Source organism: Clostridium sp. OM05-9 (genome assembly GCF_003481465.1).
GTDB lineage: Bacteria > Bacillota > Clostridia > Lachnospirales > Lachnospiraceae > Coprococcus > Coprococcus ammoniilyticus.
The window spans coordinates 175000-197409 of sequence record NZ_QULF01000001.1 but is presented as its reverse complement, the minus strand read 5'-3'; the positions used below and the strand labels follow the sequence as shown (position 1 = coordinate 197409).

The window sequence follows — 22410 nt, the reverse complement described above, 5'->3', positions numbered from 1 at the left end:
CTGCCAAGCTGAACAATATCTGTAATACAGCACAAGCTACTACTCACAGTTGCTTACTCGCGATAAAGTAAGTAGCTGTACATGTCAGCGTATTCGTGTTTGCCCTGTTTGATGAAATCAATGGCATCTCTTGGATGCTGGTTCAGCATACCGGTCAGCATGTAAGGTACATCATAGCCCCATACAGCATCACCCTTTTCCTTTAACGGAACCATGTAACGCTCAATGAACTTCAGGATATGGTACAGATTGTACTTTGGATTACGAAGGAAGCCAAGCAGCAATTCCATCGCGCAATTTCCTGCACCTCGTCCCATAGAGCTTACCGTTCCATCTAACATGCTTGCTCCATGTCTCATTGCTTCAACAGTATTTGCATATGCCATCTTCATGTTGTCATGTGCATGAATACCAATCTTCTTACCGTATTTCTCTCCAACTGCCACATATTTCTGTGTCAGTCTCTGGATCTGCTCCGGGTATAAAGAGCCGTAGCTGTCTACAATGTAGATTCCGTCTACATTTGATTTGCCTAACATCTCAAGGGCGATATCGATCTCTGACTCCTGATCCTTTGAGATCGCCATAATGTTACAGGTCGTCTCATATCCCTTTGCATGTGCATCCTCTATCATCTCGATCGCAGCAGGCATGGTGTTGATGTATGTAGCCACACGTATCATGTCAATAACACTGTCTGCTCTGTCAATAATATCTGTCTTGTAATCGCATCTTCCGACATCCGCCATAACAGATATCTTCATCTCTGTATTATTCTCTCCGACTATACTGCGAATGGCTTCTTCGTCACAGAACTTCCACTTTCCGAACTTCTCTACATCGAACATCTCCTTGGAAGCCTTGTAGCCGAATTCCATATAATCAACACCAGCCTTCAAATTTGCTTCATAAAGTGCTTTTACAAATTCATCTGTAAAATAAAAATCGTTGACAAGTCCTCCATCTCGAATTGTAGCATCAAGCACCTGAATATCAGGTCTGTACGTGATCATATCTCCGCCTATCATCGCTGTTTCCTCCTAAATCTTTTTTATCACCTGATGAGCCGCTCAAACTCTCAGGGGTATCCAACGCTCTTTCTATTTATTTTCTCACTTTAACGCGTTGGCGTGAGTATAGTATAACAGCTTTTTGAAATAATGCAAGCACTTTTTTACTTCAACGCAATAAACTTTTTCACTTTAAAGTTCCGCGATGACTGTCCTATCATAGAAAAAGCTCCCGGACATCCCACCCCTGCTGCATACTGCCTATACGAAATAACATTGCGAGAATTTCGTTGTTCACTGCACATTGTCAGTAAATGCGGGCGCAGGTTCTCACCGAAGGTGAGTTTGCGCAGGAGCATTTACGAATCAGACATGTGCAATGAGCAGAAATCGCAGCAAGTTATTTCGTATAGGCAGTATGCAGCAGGGATGGAGTGCCCGGGAGCTTTTAATAATAATATATCATTACGCCCGCTTCAGACTTCCAACCCGGAGTTCGAATTCATCCAGTGCTTCCTGATCCGGATTCTCACATTTCAGATGAACCAGATTGATCAGTCTGGTATGTGGTTCATATTCGTATTTATTGTCAATATCCGCCGGATCAAGTCCCAGTCTGAGCCACAGATGATTCATATGCGCTTTCGTCACAGAATTCTCATACAGCACCTTGATCGGTGTCTGCAGACTGTAGCTGTACTCTGTCTTCGCATCCAGATAAACAGGCATACTGCACACGATATTTCGTGAGCTGTTGCCGATCAGAATATTATAGACGCCTTCCTCTGCTACCCACTGATGCAGGTCACTGTCAAAGGATGCAAAATCCTCCTTCGTCAATGTGAATGTCACCTTTTCACGCTCACCATATGCCAGCCGGATCTTCTTAAAAGCTTTCAGTTCCTTTACAGGCTTTGATATCGTCGCATACGGATCACTGATATAAAGCTGAACGACTTCCATACCCTCTGAAAACTCTTCCGGTCCCTGATTGATCACATCCACAGCGATCCGGAGAGAATCCGTCAGCACCGGCATCTTCTTATTATCCACTTTGCCATCCGGATAAACCAGTTCCACCGGAACAGAATCCGCAATCGCACGCTCATTGCTGATCTCAAAATGACTGTAGGATAATCCATGTCCAAATGGATACAACGGCTCTACCATCTTCTTATCATAATATCTGTATCCAACGTAAATCCCTTCTCCATAATTGACCTGATATCCATCCCCGGGGAAATTCAGATACGTCGGTGTATCCTTATGCTTCTTCGGGAAGGTCAGCGGCAGCTTTCCGGATGGATTAACACGTCCGGTTAAAATATCTGCCATCGCATGTCCGCCCTCCATTCCCGGAAGGAACATACAGAAAATACCATCCAGCTCATGCTCCCAGAGTGCCAGATCAACCGGGCCGCTTACATTTAAGATCAATCCTAATTTGACCATAGGATTTTCCCGTTTCAGATCTAACATCTGATTCAAAATCTGTGCATCCTCCGCGGACAGCTTCATATTCTTCCGGTCATTTCCTTCCATGCCCGGTATTCTGGCAACGCAGATATAGGTGGAAATGCCTGCACGCTTCCCTGCTGCCGGTATTCCGATACTCACCTCGACACCATTCTGGATCAGCCCCTCGTAGATGCTGCTGTCCTTATCTGTCGTAATACCTGCACTTCCGGTACCACAGTCATATAAACGGATAGCTCCGCTTCCGCACAGAACAACCCCGGACATTACCTCCTCGTCTGATACAGTTTCAAATACAGAATCATTGCCCGCCTTTCCTTTCGACCGGATTGGGAAGATTTCATTTTCATTTTTCAATAATACAATTCCCTCACAGGCTGCCTTATATGCTGCCTGCTTCGACATATCCATAATATACTGTGCTGACATATCATAGCATTCCGGTGAACCATAGGTGTCCATCAGCTCCAGCACTCTCGCCACATTCCGGTCAAGCTCCTCCTCTGTCAGCTCCCCGGCTTCCACTGCCTGAACAACCTTCTCCGGATCTGCTGTGATTCCCGGCATATTCAGATCATTGCCTGCCTTTAACGCTGCGATCGGATCATATACTGCCCCCCAGTCTGATACGACCATACCTTCAAAGCCCCAGTATTTACGCAGAATACCGTCTAACAGCCATTCATTTGCCGTACAGGCTGTTCCATTGATCTTATTATAGGCTGCCATAACTGTCGCAGGCTGCGCCTGCTCTACACAGGCACGGAAACCAGGAAAATAAATCTCCTGCAATGCCCGTTCTGATATCGTTTCATTAATTCCCTGACGGTTCTTCTCCTGATTATTGGCAGCAAAATGCTTGATATTTGCTGCAACACCTTCCTCCTGCACACCCTTTACATATTCCGGGGCAAGTTTTGCTACCAGACACGGATCCTCAGAAAATCCCTCAAACAGTCTTCCGCCCAGTGGATCTCTGTGGATATTGATATTCGGTGTTCCAAGAAGCATACTCACGCCATACGCTCTTGCTTCTCTTCCAAGTGCATGTCCTGTCTGATTGACAACATCGGGATTAAAGGTTGCTCCCAGCATCATGCCACACGGAAAGCATGCCGGGGACATAATATCAGCCGCCGCATCGCCTGCCATTTCAACAAATGCAAGCGTCGTATCATTATTGGTTGTATGCTTTATAAATTGTTCCTTCAGATATTCCCGGACTTTTTTCCAGACCTTTGTCTCCTTTTCTGTCAGCTTGTCCGGACGGAAATAATCAAATATAACATTTCTTTCTTCTGTTGCACTAAAATTCTTCATCAGCCATGCTTCTTCCTCATCGCGTGGATTTGTACGCCAGGAAAGGATCAGATCTGCGATCAACTGTTCATAATTGATCCCGGTTCCGCCATCCAGCATACGGATCGCAGGCACCCCATATCTGGAAGCATCTGCTGTGCAGAAATTACTTGCACCGCATACCATGTCAGCCTTTTCTTCTATTGTCATTTGTTCCAGTATTTTCTTGATCTTATCTGTCATATTTTTATCTCCTGCTATTTGCAGCTATTTTCTATTCATCTGAAAACAGCTTACAAATTCTATCTACTAAATTCTGATTTTATAAAAGCACCCGCTTTACTGCGGTTTCCCAGCCGGAAAGCAGCATCCTCCGCATCTCTTCATCAATCTGCGGCTCAAATATCCGCTCCACCTGCCAGTTCTGCTTTATCTCTTCTATACTGTCATAATATCCAACAGCCAGTCCTGCCAGATATGCCGCACCAAGTGCTGTCGTTTCTGTTACGACCGGACGCACAATTTCCCCTGCTAACAGGTCAGCCTGGAACTGCATCAGGAAATTATTTGCACTCGCACCGCCATCTACACGCAGCCGTTTCAGCTCCATGCCAGAATCATTCTCCATTGCCTTTAACACATCGTAGGTTTCATATGCCAGTGATTCCACGGTCGCCCGAACAATATGTTCCCTTGTGGTGCCTCTGGTTAGTCCCAGGATCGCACCTCTGGCATATGCATCCCAATATGGTGCGCCAAGTCCTGTAAATGCCGGAACCACATAGACACCATTGCTGTCCTTAACGGATAATGCTATTCTCTCTGTATCACCGGCTTTCTCGATCAGCTTCATTTCATCGCGCAGCCATTTGATCGCCGCTCCTGCAACAAATACGCTGCCCTCCAGTGCATACTGTACCTTGCCGTTCAGTCCGATCGCTATCGTAGTAAGCAGTCCATGTTCGGAATAAACAGCCCTGTCTCCCGTATTCATCAACAGGAAACAGCCGGTACCATATGTGTTCTTCGTATCTCCCGGTTCAAAACAGCACTGTCCAAATAAAGCTGCCTGCTGATCTCCGGCAACACCTGCAACCGGTATCGAACCGCCGAATAACCGTTCATCCGTGTATCCATAGATCTCACTGGAATTATGCACCTCCGGCAGCATACTTTCCGGTATCCGGAATTTCTCCAGCAATTCCTTATCCCACTCTAATGTGTGAATATTAAACAGCATCGTTCTGGATGCATTTGTATAATCCGTTGCATGAACCCTGCCGCCGGTAAGCTTATAGATCAGCCAAGTATCCACTGTACCGAAATACAGCTTGCCCTGCTCTGCCATCTCTCTTGCTCCGTCAACATGATCGAGGATCCACTCGATCTTCGTAGCGGAAAAATACGGATCTGCGATTAGTCCGGTCTTTTGCCGGATCACAGTATCATACCCTTCTGCCTTTAATGCATCGATCCGGTCAGCGGTTCTTCTGCACTGCCATACAATAGCCGGATAAATCGGTTCTCCTGTTTCTTTATTCCAGACAATCGTTGTCTCTCTCTGATTCGTAATTCCGATCGCTGCAATCTCTTCTACTGGAATACCAAGTGTCTCTCTTGCTTCCATCATTACGCTCATCTGAGATGCCCATATTTCCTTCGGATCCTGCTCTACCCAGCCATTTTCCGGAAAATACTGTGTAAATTCCCTCTGTGATACAGCAGCCATCTCTCCATTTTTTCCAAATAAAATTGCTCTTGAACTGGTTGTTCCCTGATCCAGCGCCATTATGTATTTCTGCATTGTATATCCTCTTTATAAATAACAATTTCTCAGGCTGTTCTAACTTCTGCCTGTCTTATGCTGCGTTTCCCTCGTTACCATAACAAATGAACAAAATACGGAGGCAGGTTTTGGTACAAGACTTCCCTGCCCCCGTATTTTATTGTGTTAACTGTTATATTATAATAAACAATTTCATATTGTGACTATATTTTGTGTTTTATACATTTAGCTTTTTTTATTCCAACATCTGGCTTGCTGGATCTGTTGGAAGCATATTACCTGAAGTTGTAATAATATCCTCTGCCTCAAATTCTACGATCTCCATAACTGGTGATTCATACTGTTTTTTCATTTTTTAAACCCTCCTTATATTTTCAATATCTTTATATTAATATCTTATCGTTCTTAGTTTGCAAGCCAGTAGTTTAATGCGGAATTACCGTATTCCATGATATCCTGCAGTAATGCAACCAGCTTTGTATTGCTGTTGTTTCTCATATTATAGGCATAAGCAGATATACCATAGGTCATACGTGCTGACGCTTCACCATTTACCTGAACTGTAAATGTATAAGTTTCATCCATCTTTGTCGGAAGAATCTCATATGTAACACCATAATATTTGTTCGTGCCATATGGCTTTAGATCCTGACCTGCTATAACATCTGAAACTCCTGTTCCACTGACATTAATCGTAATATCTGAAACATCTCCGTCATATTCAGATGTATCAATGATCACTGCAATACCAACACGGTTCTCAAGCACCAATGTTCGTCCACTGATCTTTACAACACCGGAATTTGTAACTGAGCTTCCGGAATTCGTAAATCCTGTTAATGAATGCTTTGCACTCGCATAGGTCTGATAATCATCAAAATCTGCATTTGCCATATCTGAAGTGTTATATCCAAAATAGGTCTGAGCGGATGCACCATAGTTTACCAAATCAACCAAGAGTGTCTTTAATACACTGCTTGTGCCTTCCATTGCGATCAGCCGTTTTGCATAATCAGCAACACTGGTTGTATAAGCCTTGCTGTAGCAATTTGTCATTCCACCATCACTGGTACCTTCGAGCGTTGCTGTTATATCTTTCGTCATTTCCTTTGCTGCAATTCCTGTAAACTCTCCATACAGATATGTCTTGCCATTTACGGTCTTTGTAAGTTCTTTTGACAAGCCCGATGCTCCCTGTATCGTTCCGGATGCATCCCGGTACACAATTGTCGCATTCTGATAACGTTCCAGAACAGCCGGATCTACCAGATATACCAGAGAAATATCACTATCCAGTGTGATCGATACCTGTTTTATATTCAACAGTGAATCCACATAACCTTCTGTCAGTGGATACAGATTCAGGTCTTCAGAACCAACAACTGAATTCTCATCATATATTCTTCCCTTGCTGTCTACCCATGCAATATAGGAAGGGTCTGCTGCCTCCGGATATACGAGTTTTGCGCCCTCCTCCATAAAGCTTGAACCGCCGCTGATCACATTATTGTCTGTATCATAAAATGTTACTTTTCTTGTAACCTTGGTTTCTGAACTGAATGTCAGTGAACCATTGTCCGTTTCTACAAAAGATTTCCATTCGGATGTATGGTATTCTTTCTTCTCAGCATCTGTCAAAGAGGCTGCATATCCATTCAATTTGTAAGAAGCATTACCGGCTGCGATCTCTGATGGCTCCATGAATGCACAATCGGTAACATTGCCTGCTACAGCTATCAGATTCATCGGTTCCATAGCAGTATTTGCAATACAGTTTGCAACTTTATTACCGTTACCATTTCCTCTGAAAATACCTGTTGTAGTACCTGTTGAACCATCTGTTAATGAAAACTTACCATTTGCAAAGCAGTTAACTATCGTTCCTGAAGTCGATGCCTCTCCTGCAAAAGCACTACAGGTTGTAAAAGCAACCGCAGTCATTGAACCTGAATAGATACAGTTTGCAATCAGACCATTATTAATTCCAACAAATCCACCCGTATATACAATTGCACCAGTGCCCTTGATCGTTCCCTTAAATACACTGTTAATAATTTGGGAACCATTTGCCTGATAAACATAACCACCAGACGGTGCCTGTCCATTCAACTGAATGTCCGCAGCAACCACACAATCCTTAACCGTACTTCCTGTAAGCATACATGCCAGACCACCGATCAATGCACCATCACTTACGATTGAACAACTGCTATCAATCGTACATCCGCTGATCTCGGTCTTCTCAGCCAGACCGCATAAAATACCACTGCCCGAACTCGATTCTCCGGAAAGTACTACATTGCTCATCTTCAGATTCTTGATCGTTGCTCCCTGTGTCTTTCCAAATAAACCAAACGGAGCTTCAGGACTATATTCTGCAGCCGTTATACTTGCCGTAAGTCCTGACACTGTATGTCCCGCCCCGTCAAATACTCCCGTATATGGATTAGCAGCACTACCGATTGGTGTCCATGTGGTTCCTGCCGGTATCGTAATATCCGCTGTCAGCTTTACACTTGCATATGACTCTGCCGTACCTGCATTTACCGCTTTTGCAAAAGCTGCAAACTGTTCATATGTACTGATCTCCACTGCCGTACTCTCAGTCGCTGCATCTACAACAAATGCCCCAGCCTGTCCCCCTGCATACGGAAGTCCTGCCGGATTCATTGAGAAAACAGTAGCTGCTGCCGCAACGCAGGCAACGGTTCTCTTCATCTGTCTTACAAATAATTTATTTCCCATACTTCCTCCTCCATATCTCATCTGAATTCGTACGCTCATACTATTCACTTTAGCAGATTTTGTTATTAACTTCAAGGAATATATGGTTTTCTTTGGTTATTTTTTCCAAATTTATTTAAACATTCCAAATATTTTTATCTATATAATATAATTTTGTGAAAAGAATACTCACTTTTACATTCTATTTTTAACAAATTTCATACATATAGCTGTTTTGGAATCGATTCCCTCTAATATCTTTTCAGGATCATACCAGAAACATGTCCGTTTTATTTGAGATAATCATTTCTCAAAATCTGGTTCACACGTTCTACTTCTTCCCGAAGCCCACTGGAGGACATCCGAAGTGCGCCCTGCCCCATGATGATCAACTGTTCCAGTCCATCTGATGAGGCAACCGTCACCTTATATTTTCTGCCAAGCTCATGTGTCGTCTTTTCTATATACATATCAGCAGTCTCTGCTTCCTTCGTATAGACCACATGGATATTTCCATGCTTTGTGATGCTGCCCGGATTCTGCTTCACCTTATAAGCATCAAATACAAGGATCAATTCACAGCCGACATACCCCTGATAATTCGACATAATATCGATCAGCTTATCTCTGGCACTGTCAATGTTCACCGCCGCCAGTGCTTTCAGATCATCCCATGCAAATATCACGTTATACCCATCAACTAACAGATATTCTTTCTCACCCTTTTGCTTCCTGTATGCCCCAGGTCTGGCAATTCCGGTATCCGCCGTCTTTGATCCGGCAGACAGTGTCTGCGCACCGGTAGTTTTGCTTTTACCATGTTCTGCCGCCTTTTTCACATACCAGTCCGCTTCCGATACACTCTTATTATGCCGATTGAAACCTGCTTTATTATAAGCTGCATTTTCCCGGCTGTTTGAACCATAGGTGCGGACAAATATATCCTCTAACTCTTTCTCATCATACACCGGAGCACCTGCGTCCTGCCGCTCGCGCGCCATCCGTTTTCGGTTATCCTCGTCTGCCTCAGTAGGCTCTGACGTTATATTCCGCAGGACATCTTCCATTCCTGCAAGTGCAAATCCCGGATCTTCTTTTACATGCATCATATCATACACATCGTACCAGTCCACGATATATCCGGCTCCATGTGCACAGAATACCGATGATGCCGGATTTGCCATATCAAGCTCCGGATCATAGGTACTTGCCGCCAGCACTTCATCTTCATTGTGGCATGGCTCATATCCCTGCAAGGTACAGGATAACTTACCCTGTCCTCTGGTATATGCCGTTACATCCTGCTGGTACTCCTGCATCGTAGCAACCGGTGCAGTTCCTGTCAGGATACTCATTTCACCCTCGATCTCCGGCTGTGCGAATCGTCCATGCATCCGTGTGATATCGTTCATTGCCCGACCGGTCATCTCTGTAGGGATCTCCAGTCGGAACGCATACACGGGTTCTAACAGCCTGCATTCTCCCATCATAAGCCCCTGCCTTACTGCACGATATGTCGCCTGACGGAAATCACCGCCCTCTGTGTGCTTCTGATGTGCCCGTCCTGCGGTCACTGTGATCTTCATATCCGTGATCGGTGCGCCTGTCAGCACGCCTCGGTATTCCTTTTCTTCCAGATGTGTCAGGATCAGTCTCTGCCAGTTCTTATCGAGTACATCCTCACTGCATATCGTATCAAACTGCATGCCACTTCCCGGCTCCAACGGTTCCATCAGCAAATGCACTTCGGCATAGTGACGAAGCGGCTCAAAATGTCCGACTCCCATTACCGGTTCTGCAAGTGTCTCTTTATATATGATCCTTCCCATACCAAATGATATGAGATAGCCAAATCTGTCTTTTACGATCTGCGTCAGCACCTGAAGCTGCACCTGTCCCATAACCTTCACAAAGATCTCTCCGGTCTCCTGTGCAAACTCCACATGTAACTCAGGTTCTTCTTCCTCTAACTGCCTGATATCCCGGAGCACGACAACTGCATCCTTGTCCTCCGGATAGCTGACTTTATAAGATAACACAGGTTCCAGTCCGGCAAATACATTTTCCTGTTCACATCCAACGCCCTGACCTGCGGATGTCTCACCAAGCCCGGTGACCGCACATACCGTTCCGGCAGAAGCCTCCTCTACCGGCTCGTAACGCGCACCGGAATAAATCCGTATCTGGTTGACTTTTCCTTCGGTTCCCTCGATCTGCTCTCTGCACTTTAAGCTTCCTCCGGTCACCTTCATATAGGTAAGACGTTCCCCTTTTGCATCTCTCGATATCTTGAAGATCCGTCCGCCAAATTCTGCATTATATGCAGGCATCACCATATAGGTATTCATCGCATCCAACAATTCCTGCACACCGGAGAGTTTGAGTGCCGATCCCCAGAAACAAGGAAATATCTTTCTGTCAAGAATTGCTTCGATGATATCCTCTACCTCAACCATACCACTATCCAGATAGGTATCTAACAGTCTCTCGTCTGCCATCGCGATCTGTTCATCTCTGTCCCCGGATGAGAAATCAACGCAATCCCCATCCAGCTTTTTTCGTATATTTTGGAAAACAGCATCTTTATCTGCCCCATCCATGTCCATCTTATTTACAAATATAAATGTCGGGATCTCGTACCGCTTCAACAGCTTCCATAATGTATCGGTATGGCTCTGTACCCCGTCCACACCATTAATGACAAGAATCGCATAGTCAAGCACCTGTAAGGTTCGTTCCATTTCCGCCGAGAAATCAACATGCCCCGGCGTATCAAGCAGTGTAATCTCCATGCCATCATATGTAAATACCGCCTGCTTGGAAAATATCGTGATCCCACGCTCCCGCTCCTGTGCATCCGTATCCAGGTAAGCATCCTTATGATCCACCCGTCCAAGCTTACGGATCTTGCCTGCCGTATATAACATGGCTTCCGATAATGTAGTTTTTCCCGAATCAACATGGGCAAGAATACCCACCACCAACTTTTTCATATCTGTATTTACCCTGTTTCTGTCCATCATATATCATATCGAGCATATAGCTGATGGATATTTTTCCATCCATCCCACATTTCATACGGGTCAGACTTCCTTCTTCTTATTCTTTCTCTGTTTTATAACTGCAAACTTCGCTGCATAGGCCGCGCCCAGTGCACATGGAAATACAAATGTTGCAAAACGGTATAGCAGTGCCATAGCTCCTGCTTTCGCACTTCCCACGATCGCACCAAACATTGCGATCATTACAAACTCACTGGAACCGATTCCTGCAGGCGTAGGAATAACTGCCGCCAGCATGACTGATACCGTCGTGATCGCCAGTGCCACATCCGGCGAAAATGCACCGCTCTTGTACAGTACAATATACGGAATCATAAACCAGCAGGAAAATTTACAAATGTTGATCAGCAGAACGCCAAGCAGCAGCTTCCAATGGCGCAGCAATTCCTTTGATTCCGTTTCCATGATATCACACTGTTCTTTGATTTTATCAAACTTTTCTGTAAATCGTCCTCTGTAATTCACCAGATTCATCAGCTTCTTTAAGATCTGATGGAACCATCCGGCACATACAAACAACAGTAAACATATCGTAATAATAACTGTAGCCACAAATCCAATTCCAATATATGCTTCATATTCCGCAAAGGTTTCATTCATATAATGGAAATGCAGCAGATACAGGATCACCGCCATGATTCCGATGCCTAATTTGTGCACTGCATATTCAATCATATACATACCAAATGCTTCTGATGTCTTCACTCCATACTCATTCAGGTAAACCAGAGCCGACACACCCGCTCCGCTTCCAAGCGTCGCCGTTCTGTAAAATGACACAAAATATGTCATTCCAAACGCCTGTCTGAATGTAAACGTCGGATTATACTGTCTGGCAAATAACATCGTGATCGTACTCTCAAACACACCATACAGCAATGTCGCCACAAGGATCAGCACGACGATCCAAGGGCTTGTCTTCACAAGCTGCTTTGCGATCGGTCCTGCCATATCCCGGAACACATATACGATCAGGCCAAGAAGCACCAGCACAAATGCCCACTTTATAATACTTTTCTGTGTTTCTGTTAATTTCTTCATACTCAACTTATTACTCCGTATCTTTTATCTATTGTTACTCAACTTCCATATATGCAGCATCCTCAAAAAAATCATTTTGCTCTATATTCATCCTCCAAATATTCATATACTCATATAATATACCATATCCACACGCTCACCGACAACAAAAAAGGGGAGTTTGCACAGGAGCATGAGCGAATAAGACATATGCATGGAATAGAAACTTACACAAGTTTTTATTGCCTGTACAGCTATGCCATACATTATGATATAAAACATTTGGGTCAGTTTCGTTATGACATGCATATTGCCGGCGAATGCGGGTGCATGTTTGAGCCGAAGGCGAGTTTGCACAGGAGCATGAGCGAATAAGGCATATGCATGGAATAAAAACTTACACAAGTTTTTATCATAATGTATGGCATAGCTGTACAGGTATAAAAGACACAACAGCAAACACGCCCCACCACATTGCTGTATGGTGAAGCGTGTCTGTTTTGAGATAAATGATTATTTTGAAAAGATATTATATTCACATGTAAATCTTATTGGTTTTATCCAAAGAGCGGAGTTGAGTAATATCTGTCACCACTGTCCGGAAGGAGAACTACGATTGTCTTTCCTGCATTTTCAGGACGCTTTGCAAGTTCCTTTGCTGCTACGAAAGCTGCACCGGATGAGATACCAACGAGAATACCTTCTATACTTGCGATCTCTTTGCCGCCTTCAAATGCTGCATCATTGTCGATTGTGATGATCTCATCGTAAATTTTTGTATTTAATGTATCCGGTACAAATCCTGCACCGATACCCTGAATCTTATGTGCTCCTGCAGTTCCCTTTGAAAGAACCGGTGATGTAGCCGGCTCTACTGCTACAACCTTAACATCCGGATTCTGCTGCTTCAGATATTCACCGACACCTGTTACCGTTCCGCCTGTACCAACACCTGCTACAAAGATATCAACCTTTCCATCTGTATCATTCCAGATCTCCGGACCTGTTGTCTTTCTGTGTGCTTCCGGATTTGCAGGATTTACGAACTGACCTGCAACGAAGCTGTCAGGGATCTCCTTAGAGAGCTCCTCAGCTTTTGCGATCGCACCCTTCATACCCTTTGCACCTTCAGTCAGAACGATCTCTGCGCCGTATGCTTTGATGATATTTCTTCTTTCAACGCTCATGGTCTCCGGCATAACGATGATTGCCTTATACCCCTTTGCTGTAGCGATAGATGCAAGACCGATACCTGTATTTCCGGATGTAGGCTCAATGATCGTAGCGCCCGGCTTTAATGTGCCCTTTCTCTCAGCATCTTCGATCATCTCTTTTGCGATTCTGTCTTTTACGCTTCCTGCCGGATTAAAATACTCTAACTTTGCAAGGATCTTTGCATTTAAGCCTTCCTTTTTCTCAATGTGATTGAACTCTACTAATGGTGTATTTCCGATTAACTCTGTTGCGTCTTTATAAATTTTACTCATAACTTTAATCTCCTATTCTGATTCTATTATTCGTTTTGCAGGTGACCGATGATCTTCGATCACCCATATTTTTTTATTATTTTTATGTTCAATTATCTACTGTTTTTATTATTGATTATTCTGCGATTGCCTTAAATGCTTCATCCAGATCTTCGATAATATCGTCGATGTTCTCTGTTCCGATGGACAGACGAATTGTATTCGGCTTGATACCCTGATCTAATAACTCAGCCTCGTTGCACTCTGAATGAGTGGTTGATGCCGGATGGATAGCAAGGGATTTTACATCTGCAACATTTGCAAGGAGTGAGAATAACTCAAGCTGATCAATAAATGCCTGTGCTTCTTTTGCTCCGCCCTTAATCTCAAATGTGAAGATTGATCCACCGCCATTTGGGAAATATTTCTTATATAATGCCTGCTGTTCAGGATCCTCTGAGATGGATGGATGATTTACCTTCTCAACCAGTGGCTGATCTTTCAGATACTGTACAACCTTAAGTGCATTTTCAACATGACGTTCTACACGTAAGGATAATGTCTCAAGTCCCTGAAGGAAGATGAATGAATGTACCGGTGAGATAGTTGCTCCCATATCTCTTAACAGGATTGCTCTGATGTAAGTAACAAATGCAGCAGGTGCTGTATCCTTTGCAAAGCTTACTCCATGGTAAGATACGTTCGGCTCTGTTAACCATGGGTATTTGTCACTGGATGTCCAGTCGAAGTTACCACTGTCGATGATGACACCACCAATCGTTGTTCCGTGTCCGCCGATAAACTTGGTAGCTGAATGTACAACGATATCTGCGCCGTACTCGATCGGGCGAACGAGATATGGTGTTGCAAATGTATTATCTACGATCAATGGAATGTTATGTGCATGTGCGATATTTGCGATTCTCTCGATATCTACAACCTCTGAGTTAGGATTTCCGAGTGTCTCGATCTCGATACCGGTTGTATTGTCCTGAATAGCAGCTTCGATTGCATCATAGTCAAATGGATCAACGAATGTTGTCTCGATTCCAAAATCCGGAAGTGTATGTGCAAGAAGGTTATATGTTCCACCGTAGATGTTCTTTGCTGCTACGATGTGGTCACCCTTATGTGCAACTGCCTGAAGTGCATATGTCAGAGCTGCTGCTCCCGAACCAACTGCAAGTGCTGCTACGCCACCCTCTAATGCTGCGATTCTCTTTTCGAAAATGTCTTCTGTAGGATTTGTAAGTCTTCCGTAAATGTTACCTGCATCTCTGAGGCCAAATCTGTCTGCCGCATGCTGGCTGTTATGGAATACATATGATGATGTAAGATAGATCGGAACTGCTCTTGCATCTGTTACAGGATCCGGTGTTTCCTGTCCTACGTGTAACTGTAATGTTTCAAATTTTAAATTTCTTTCGCTGTATGATTTCTTTGCCATAATTTTTAATCTCCTGTTCTTTTCTCCCGGCTGATGTACGTATCCGTTTCTTCTATCATTATGTACTGCCGTTTTATTATCTGTCATTTTATTCTGTATTCGTTATTTGCTCCCTATGCCGGAGCTTATCATTTCGTCATTCATGGATATTCTTATCCGGGCTTACTCTAGCGACAACATCTGTAAATTCCGCCCGCTGATAGCGTTTGTCTGGTAGTACACATTCGATTGTCTTCATTCAAATATTGTGGTTGATAATACTTGTTCAACATACCTTTTACCTCGTTCCCGCTTATTCCTATCAACAAACTATGATTTAGCTTATGCATGTATATTACACCTCTATTCCTACTTTGTCAATAGGATAATAGAAATATTTTTCAGAAAATAGAAAAAGATGCCAAACCACAGGCTTTATCCCGTGGTTCAGCATCCTTTATTTTAACTTATCGGTTTATATTTATTTGTTACATACAACTGCTTTAAGCATTATTTAATTTTGATCTTAATAGTTGCTTTCTTACCGCTTCCATCTGTTGCAGTTGCTATGATCTTTACAGTCTTCCCTTTTCCTGCTTTCCTGGTAGTAACAACACCCTTGGAATTTACAGTTGCATACTTCTTGTTACTGCTCTTATATGTCAGCTTTTTGTTTACTTCCTTTCCAGGAGTGACAGTTGCTTTTATTGTTACCTTTTTACCGGCAGTTACTTTTGTTTTTGATGCTTTTAAGGTAATTTTCTTAACAGCTTTCTTCATGATCTTTATACGGTAGGTTGCTTTCTTTCCGCTTCCATCCTTTGCAATCGCTGTTATCGTTACCTTCTTGCCTATTCCTGCTTTCTTTACAGTTACAACACCCTTGGAATTTACAGTTGCATATTTCTTATTGCTGCTCTTCCATTTTACTGTACGATTTGCTGCAGTCTTTGGAGTTACGGTTACTTTCAGCTTAATCTTCTTACCTGCTGCAATCTGCTTGGACATTCCTGTGATCTTGATCTTCTTCACCTTGATCTTTGTCCACTTTGCAGTTAATGTCAGATTGGCTTTAACCGGAGTATCAAACTTATATGCAGTCTTTCCTGCATACCAACCTGCAAACTTATAGCCCTTTCTCGTTGGTTTTTTCGGCTTACCTACCAACTTACCTTCTTCTACCTGTTGAGCCTTAACTGCACTTCCACCTGCTGCTTTAAATGTTACTGTATATGTCTTTATCTGTGGGGTAACCGGGGTATTATTATCTTTATTGTTGTCTTTCTCTTTCAGACCTGCAACAGCATCCTCAATAGATTTTGCCATTGCATCTACTATCTTCTGCTCATACTTGCTCTTTTTACGGTCAACAGCATTAATGGCAGCCTTTACATCTTCATAATTAGAATACAGTGTTCCATCTATCTTGTCCGCTTTTGCAATAGCCGCATCAACTGCTGTATAATCTGCCGGAATATTTCTGTCATCCCATGCAAATGTAGGATGATCGATTCCTGCTACCCATTCAATGCCTGCTCCCTGCTTTGCCTGAAGTCCGGAAAGCACATCCGCAGATGTGAAATCTGACACAGCGGTTCCATCCTGCTCTTTAAGAAGCGTTGCCTGATACCGGTCATCTGCCGGCCAGTAATTGTTTTCTGCCGTACCAAGACTAAGTCCACTATAGACAAGCCAACAGGTATTGCCACCTTCATCTGCAGCAAGGTCTGCAGAAGTTACCATACAATTAGTAACACTTGCATTGTCTGAATATCCAACCATTCCACCAACTGTTGCCTGTACAGAATTAACATTGATTTTTCCAGAAAACCAACAATCTTCGACTGTAAGGCTTCCGTCTAGCATTCCTCCTGCAATACCACCCAGACAGTCAAAATACGTCATTACATCTTCTTCTTTATAACAAGTTCCCTTATAATTTCCTGTAATAGTTGCAGTCGAATAACATCCTGTAAGAGTACTATTTCTCAAGGTACATCCTGCAAGTCCGCCAACATAATGCTCCAGATATGCACCACCCGAAATAGAACCGGATGTCCAGCAATTTGTAATTTTGGAATTACAAAGCCAGTCTACTAATATACCTTTCCCATATGTAGATGCATCATTGAGATCAACTATAATATCAGCATTTTCAATACCAAGATTCTTGACCTCCCCATCATAGACATTTCCAAATAAGCCCTGTCTATAACAATTTTCCTCATCATCCCCCACATTCGTTTTTGGCATCAGCGAATCACGGGAATACAAATTAGAAATTACATGTCCCTGTCCGTCAAATATACCACAAAAACTATATGCTGCCTGACTTCCACCTTTACCTTTGCCAATAGATATCCATTCACGTTTATCCAGATCAAGATCATTATCCAAATAAACAGTCTTTCCCTCAAAGGTTATAGTACCTGTGTTAATAAGCTGCGCAAGTCCGGCAAGCTGTTCTGCCGTCGTTATATGGTACTCACTCTCTGTCTCATGACCCGTGTACCAGCTTGTATCTGCTGTACCATCCCATATGTCTGTTGTTTGTCCCTCTGCTGCCAGTGCTGTTATTGAACCAAATGCCATAACAAAGCACAACACTAACAGAAGACTTAGAAATTTTTTCTTAATGGATTGAATCCGGTCGAAGACCTTGACCGGTTGGATGTGAAACGTCAATATCGAGATGACGGCAGTATTCTATTGCCTGTATCCTGAACGATTTTCCTAATACCCCATTGAAAAACGTGCTCTTTGATAATAAATTGTCTGATTGCCATACCCCCGTTATATTGTCGTTTGGTCTGACTATATCCTATCCTATTTCTTATAGAAACAGTCAGTACCAATTCCCCATATACCACCTTTTACAAAATCAATATACCAAATTATTGATGAAAACTCAATTTTTAATTCTTACTTTTATATTCCTACTTTATCAATAGGAAAATAGAAATATTTCTGTAGCTTTTTCTTTTAAACTGGTGTATAATCAATTCATAGAAAATTAGTATGAATTATGATAGTGTAATTTGGAGGTGTATTACATTGAAAATATCAACAAAAGGAAGATATGCATTACGGCTTATGATCTATATAGCAGCCAACTCTAATGGTAAGCCGGTCAGCATAAAGGATGTAGCAAAAAACGAGGATATCTCTGATAAATATCTGGAACAGATCATTTCTATATTAAATTCCGGCGGACTTGTCCGAAGCGTCCGTGGTCCACAGGGTGGCTACCTGTTACGAAAAGCACCGGAAGACATTACAGTCGGTGCAGTTCTTCGTCTGACAGAAGGAACGCTTGCCCCTGTTGCCTGTGTCGAAGAGGATGCGCCTGAATGTGAGCGTGAATCCATCTGCTCCACTTACAATCTGTGGAAGCGGCTTTACAGTGCGATCTGCAGTGTTGTTGACACAACCACCATCGCGGATCTCTGCAACAGCCGACCTGAAGCCGGCGACGAATACTGCATTTAGCCTGATACTCCAAGCGGCTGAATTGCTTATACTCTGACACATAAAAAACTAGCATAGATTTCTATTTAATGCATATGCCTTATCCGCTCATGCCCCTGTGCAAACTCGCCCTACGGGCTCAGACATGCACCCGCATTCGCTGGCAATATGCATTATATAACGAAATCTATGCTATTGTTTTGTTAGTGCCAGAGTATAACCAATTCAGCCGTTTTGTAATATCATAAGAGACAATATGGTTATATGCACATGTCTCTGCCGCAATAAAATCATCTGCGGCGACGACATGGCACAAAATCATAGGAAACTCAGTCGACTGCACTATTGATTTTTAAACGATGGGCTGTCGTGCGCTTAAAAGATATTCTTATCAATAAAAATACTTCCCCGAATGGGATTACTGTTGCCTATCATCTAAACCAATAAACGCGTGATCAGCCTTATCACTAGAATGAAACAAACTTAAAAAATCCCCCTTGGAGTACTAAACTGAATTGAGATTATCTGTTTGGAACAGTATAGCTGGTTGTCAGTCTTCATTGGTCTGGATCAGATCGATAATAGACAAAAACATTCGTATAGAATTCGTTATGACATGCATATTGCCAGCGAATGCGAGTGCATGTCTGAGCCCGTAAGGCGAGTTTGCACATAAGCATGAGCGAATCAGGCATATGCATGGAATAGAATGCTATACGAGTTTTTCTATTATTGATTCTGAGCCAGTCCAGTACAGACTGACAATCGACTAAAATACATTCAAACAGATAATCTCAACACAACGTTATCCCAAAGGGGGCATTCTACTTCAGTTTCATGTCAACCACAAGGTTGTTTCCGGAGGCGGTAATGCTTGCATAGCTGCCGGAGATCAATGGCAGCATCGGTGCGATATGTCCAAGATCGGCATCCATGATAACCGGCACATTGTGGTGGGCGATAATATCCAGTACCGCATGATACTGGTCAAGCCCCATCATCTCCTGTCCATGCACCAGCGGGCGTCCGATCAGGAATCCCTTCACATATCGGAACCATCCCGCATGCTCCATCTGCCACATAGCACGGCGGATCGCCATCACATTCAGATCACAGGCTTCTAAGAACCAGATGAAGCCATCCTCTTTATAGTGTTCCAGAAAATCTGTTGTTTTATCAAATTTCGTTCCAAGCAGATTCACCAGACAATCCATACATCCGCCGATCAGTCTGCCTGCCATGAATACTTCATCGACAGCAGTCGATCCATGCGTCGCATCTGTTTCATACAGGTGAAGTTCCTTCTGTTCAGTGATATTATACGGTGCAAGCGGATGTTCTTCATCCTTCAGGGATTCCTTCTCATATCCACGATATCCCTGCAGGCTTTTCTTCTCACCACAAAGCAGCGCAAATGTATCTTCTATCGATGCATGCCACGGCTCCATGCCAAACGCTGCCGCACATGGGCCATAAACAGAAGCTGTATCACAGATCGTTGTCAGCAGATAGGTTAGATTCGTATTATCCGAATATCCCACAAACCATTTCGGATCTGCTTTCTTTAAGCGTTCAAAATCAATATGATCAAGAGTCTCACACATCAGCTCTCCACCGCCGCAGGATATCAGAACATCATTTTTCTTTGATGTGTACATTTCATTAATCTCCTGACCGCATTTCTCCGGCGTGTTACTGATACCGATACCACAGCCTTCATAACAATTCGGACCAAGCTCCGTCTGATAGCCCTTAGCATGGAATGTATCAAGTGCATGACCAAATGCTGTCCGATATGGTTCTATATTACAACCAAAAGATGGCGCAACAAAACCAATCGTTCCACCTTTTTCTAAAAATTTCGGATATCTCATTTTTCTCCTCCTTTTATCCTCATAAACTGGAATTTAATAATTAGTTTTTTTCGCAATCAAAACTCCAACAGGAGCTAAACCGCCATCCACCAAATTCACTTTGACGACTGTAAAGCCATAATTCGTAATAAACTCACAAAAATTTTCCTTGTTCCATTCTTTGTATGCTTTAAATCCTGTAATAGACATCAATCGCTTTCGTAAACCACTTGATTTTTTCTCTGCCCATAAGAAGGTTGGTGCGTACAAAATACCATCTTTTTTTAATACTCTACGAATTTCCTGCATTGCTTTTTCAGGCTCTGGCATAATGTGCAGTGCATTTGAAATTACTACACAATCAAAATTTTCATTCTCATATGAAAGTGCCGTTGCATCGGCTACGCAAAAACTAAGTTTTTCTGTTGTACCTCTCTTTTTCGCTTGCTTAATCATATTTTCCGAAAAATCGGTTGCCGTCCAGCTATTAGTACAATCGGACAATGGGAAAGATAGCTGCCCTGTTCCACAAGCTAATTCTAATACATTCATATCAGATTTGAGATAATCTCTAATATATCCGCAGATTGCATTATAAAACTTCTTATCTGACTCCATCAAAGGTGCATATATTTTTGCAAGTCGTTGCCAATAACCCTTGTTTGCCTTGTCTTTCATATCAAAATCTCCATTTTATTCAATAATACAACTTCAAATTTGCTTATTTTAACCAAATCGGACCGACAATAAATATTCCCCAAAAGAGAACTGTAATAATGACTAAGGCTTCAGATACAGACCAGTAAATGATTTTATATTTTTTTACCGTAAGAGGATATATAAAATATATCAGTACAACTAATAGCTGTAAAATGATAAATAGTATTGTTTCCTCAACCGTTGCAGATATGAAAAAGTCAGCAGCGCCCTTTGCTACACCCTTACCTATAAGCCAGATATTGACTGCCAAAAAAGAAACGATTGAAAGAATTAGCTTTACACCAAATCTATTCATGTTATTCCCCTCCAAATTCCGATTTATCAACGTGTAACATAATTAAATCATATTAGAAATGGGATAAACTATGTACTTTTCTTCAAAATAATATAGTTATTTTTCCGTATGATACTTATATCCCCTCAATTTCTTTTTTACTCCAATTAATATAAGATAGTCACGATAACAATCACGACAATCCATCCTACCTTTTCCATTTTATGTGAACAAAACAATCTCCACACCATCGGTCTTCTAATGCTCATTTTATCATATACTGTTCAAGCATAGTCGGTGCGATATCCATGGCTACAAAAAACTCTTCTGGCAACGTGCAAAGCTCTTGGCTTATAAAATCTTCCGCATCAATATACTTATGATCATTTTCCGGATCATAACATTTCTCATGATTTGCAAAAATAACTATTCCCTCAAAACTCTTCTCAATCTCATAAACAGCATCTCCCGGTACATCATAATTTAGGATAGTGACATGTAATCTATCCTTTGCATCAAGACTGTCGGCAATATAAAATTCATCACAAAATGGCAACTTATTCTCGACAGCAAAATCAATTGTATGCTGGAGATATTCCCTTAAAATCTCTCTGTCCAGCTTATACTTAAAGCCCGAAAAAAAATTTTTCATTTTATTAAATAAACCCATATATCAAATCTGTCCCTTCATATAATTTGCTCATAATACTGGTTATACACTTAAATAATCTTTATATTCTTTATCTAAAAGTTTCTTAAATTCTTTATAATCATCCCATTTAAATGTAAAGCCACATCTTCTTCACTCAAATCTGTACCTTTTTTA

Annotated in this window: 14 protein-coding genes; 1 reads left to right on the top strand and 13 read right to left on the bottom strand. The window is 42.4% G+C overall.

What is annotated here, in order from left to right:
- Positions 1-53: 53 nt before the first annotated feature.
- The 9 genes from DXB77_RS00875 to DXB77_RS00835 all read right to left on the bottom strand — a co-directional run bounded on the left by DXB77_RS00875 (position 54) and on the right by DXB77_RS00835 (position 17861).
- Entirely contained in the window at positions 54-1028 is a 975-nt protein-coding gene (locus DXB77_RS00875; protein WP_021944785.1) for an aldolase catalytic domain-containing protein, read from the bottom strand.
- Positions 1029-1475: 447 nt separating this feature from the next.
- Entirely contained in the window at positions 1476-4028 is a 2553-nt protein-coding gene (locus tag DXB77_RS00870; RefSeq protein ID WP_118662462.1) for a glycoside hydrolase family 3 N-terminal domain-containing protein, read from the bottom strand.
- Positions 4029-4107: 79 nt separating this feature from the next.
- Positions 4108-5589 carry a glycerol kinase GlpK gene (gene glpK, locus DXB77_RS00865; protein ID WP_118662461.1) on the bottom strand — a complete coding sequence of 494 codons (1482 nt, stop codon included), beginning with the start codon at positions 5587-5589 and terminating at the stop codon, positions 4108-4110.
- A gap of 387 nt (positions 5590-5976) precedes the next feature.
- On the bottom strand, positions 5977-8316 hold the full coding sequence (locus DXB77_RS00860; RefSeq protein ID WP_118662460.1) for a hypothetical protein: 2340 nt from the start codon (positions 8314-8316) through the stop codon (positions 5977-5979).
- A gap of 269 nt (positions 8317-8585) precedes the next feature.
- Positions 8586-11288: a TetM/TetW/TetO/TetS family tetracycline resistance ribosomal protection protein gene (locus DXB77_RS00855; protein ID WP_243013863.1), complete on the bottom strand. Its 2703-nt coding sequence runs from the start codon at positions 11286-11288 to the stop codon at positions 8586-8588.
- Positions 11289-11378: 90 nt separating this feature from the next.
- Positions 11379-12398: a lysylphosphatidylglycerol synthase transmembrane domain-containing protein gene (locus DXB77_RS00850; RefSeq protein ID WP_117822217.1), complete on the bottom strand. Its 1020-nt coding sequence runs from the start codon at positions 12396-12398 to the stop codon at positions 11379-11381.
- Between the two features lie 536 nt (positions 12399-12934).
- On the bottom strand, positions 12935-13864 hold the full coding sequence (gene cysK, locus DXB77_RS00845; protein WP_021944777.1) for a cysteine synthase A: 930 nt from the start codon (positions 13862-13864) through the stop codon (positions 12935-12937).
- 115 nt (positions 13865-13979) lie between these two features.
- Positions 13980-15290 (bottom strand): O-acetylhomoserine aminocarboxypropyltransferase/cysteine synthase family protein, encoded by a 1311-nt coding sequence (locus DXB77_RS00840; protein WP_117822220.1) that lies wholly within the window; start codon positions 15288-15290, stop codon positions 13980-13982.
- A 489-nt stretch (positions 15291-15779) separates the two neighbouring features.
- Positions 15780-17861 (bottom strand): Ig-like domain-containing protein, encoded by a 2082-nt coding sequence (locus tag DXB77_RS00835; protein ID WP_118662459.1) that lies wholly within the window; start codon positions 17859-17861, stop codon positions 15780-15782.
- 462 nt (positions 17862-18323) lie between these two features.
- On the opposite strand from DXB77_RS00835, the gene DXB77_RS00830 reads away from it, so the two are divergent.
- The gene (locus DXB77_RS00830) at positions 18324-18758 is read left to right on the top strand and encodes an Rrf2 family transcriptional regulator (protein WP_118615380.1); all 435 of its coding nucleotides are present in this window, start codon (positions 18324-18326) and stop codon (positions 18756-18758) included.
- A gap of 803 nt (positions 18759-19561) precedes the next feature.
- On the opposite strand, the gene DXB77_RS00825 is transcribed toward DXB77_RS00830, so the two are convergent.
- From DXB77_RS00825 to DXB77_RS00810, 4 genes are all read right to left on the bottom strand, one after another.
- The gene (locus tag DXB77_RS00825; protein WP_117822223.1) at positions 19562-20611 is read right to left on the bottom strand and encodes a S66 peptidase family protein; all 1050 of its coding nucleotides are present in this window, start codon (positions 20609-20611) and stop codon (positions 19562-19564) included.
- Between the two features lie 33 nt (positions 20612-20644).
- Complete coding sequence (locus DXB77_RS00820) at positions 20645-21268, bottom strand: class I SAM-dependent methyltransferase (RefSeq protein WP_117551380.1); 624 nt, start codon at positions 21266-21268, stop codon at positions 20645-20647.
- A 43-nt stretch (positions 21269-21311) separates the two neighbouring features.
- Positions 21312-21605, bottom strand: a complete 294-nt coding sequence (locus tag DXB77_RS00815; RefSeq protein ID WP_004853536.1) for a hypothetical protein — start codon at positions 21603-21605, stop codon at positions 21312-21314.
- A 244-nt stretch (positions 21606-21849) separates the two neighbouring features.
- On the bottom strand, positions 21850-22254 hold the full coding sequence (locus DXB77_RS00810; protein ID WP_015534085.1) for a hypothetical protein: 405 nt from the start codon (positions 22252-22254) through the stop codon (positions 21850-21852).
- Positions 22255-22410: the final 156 nt, after the last annotated feature.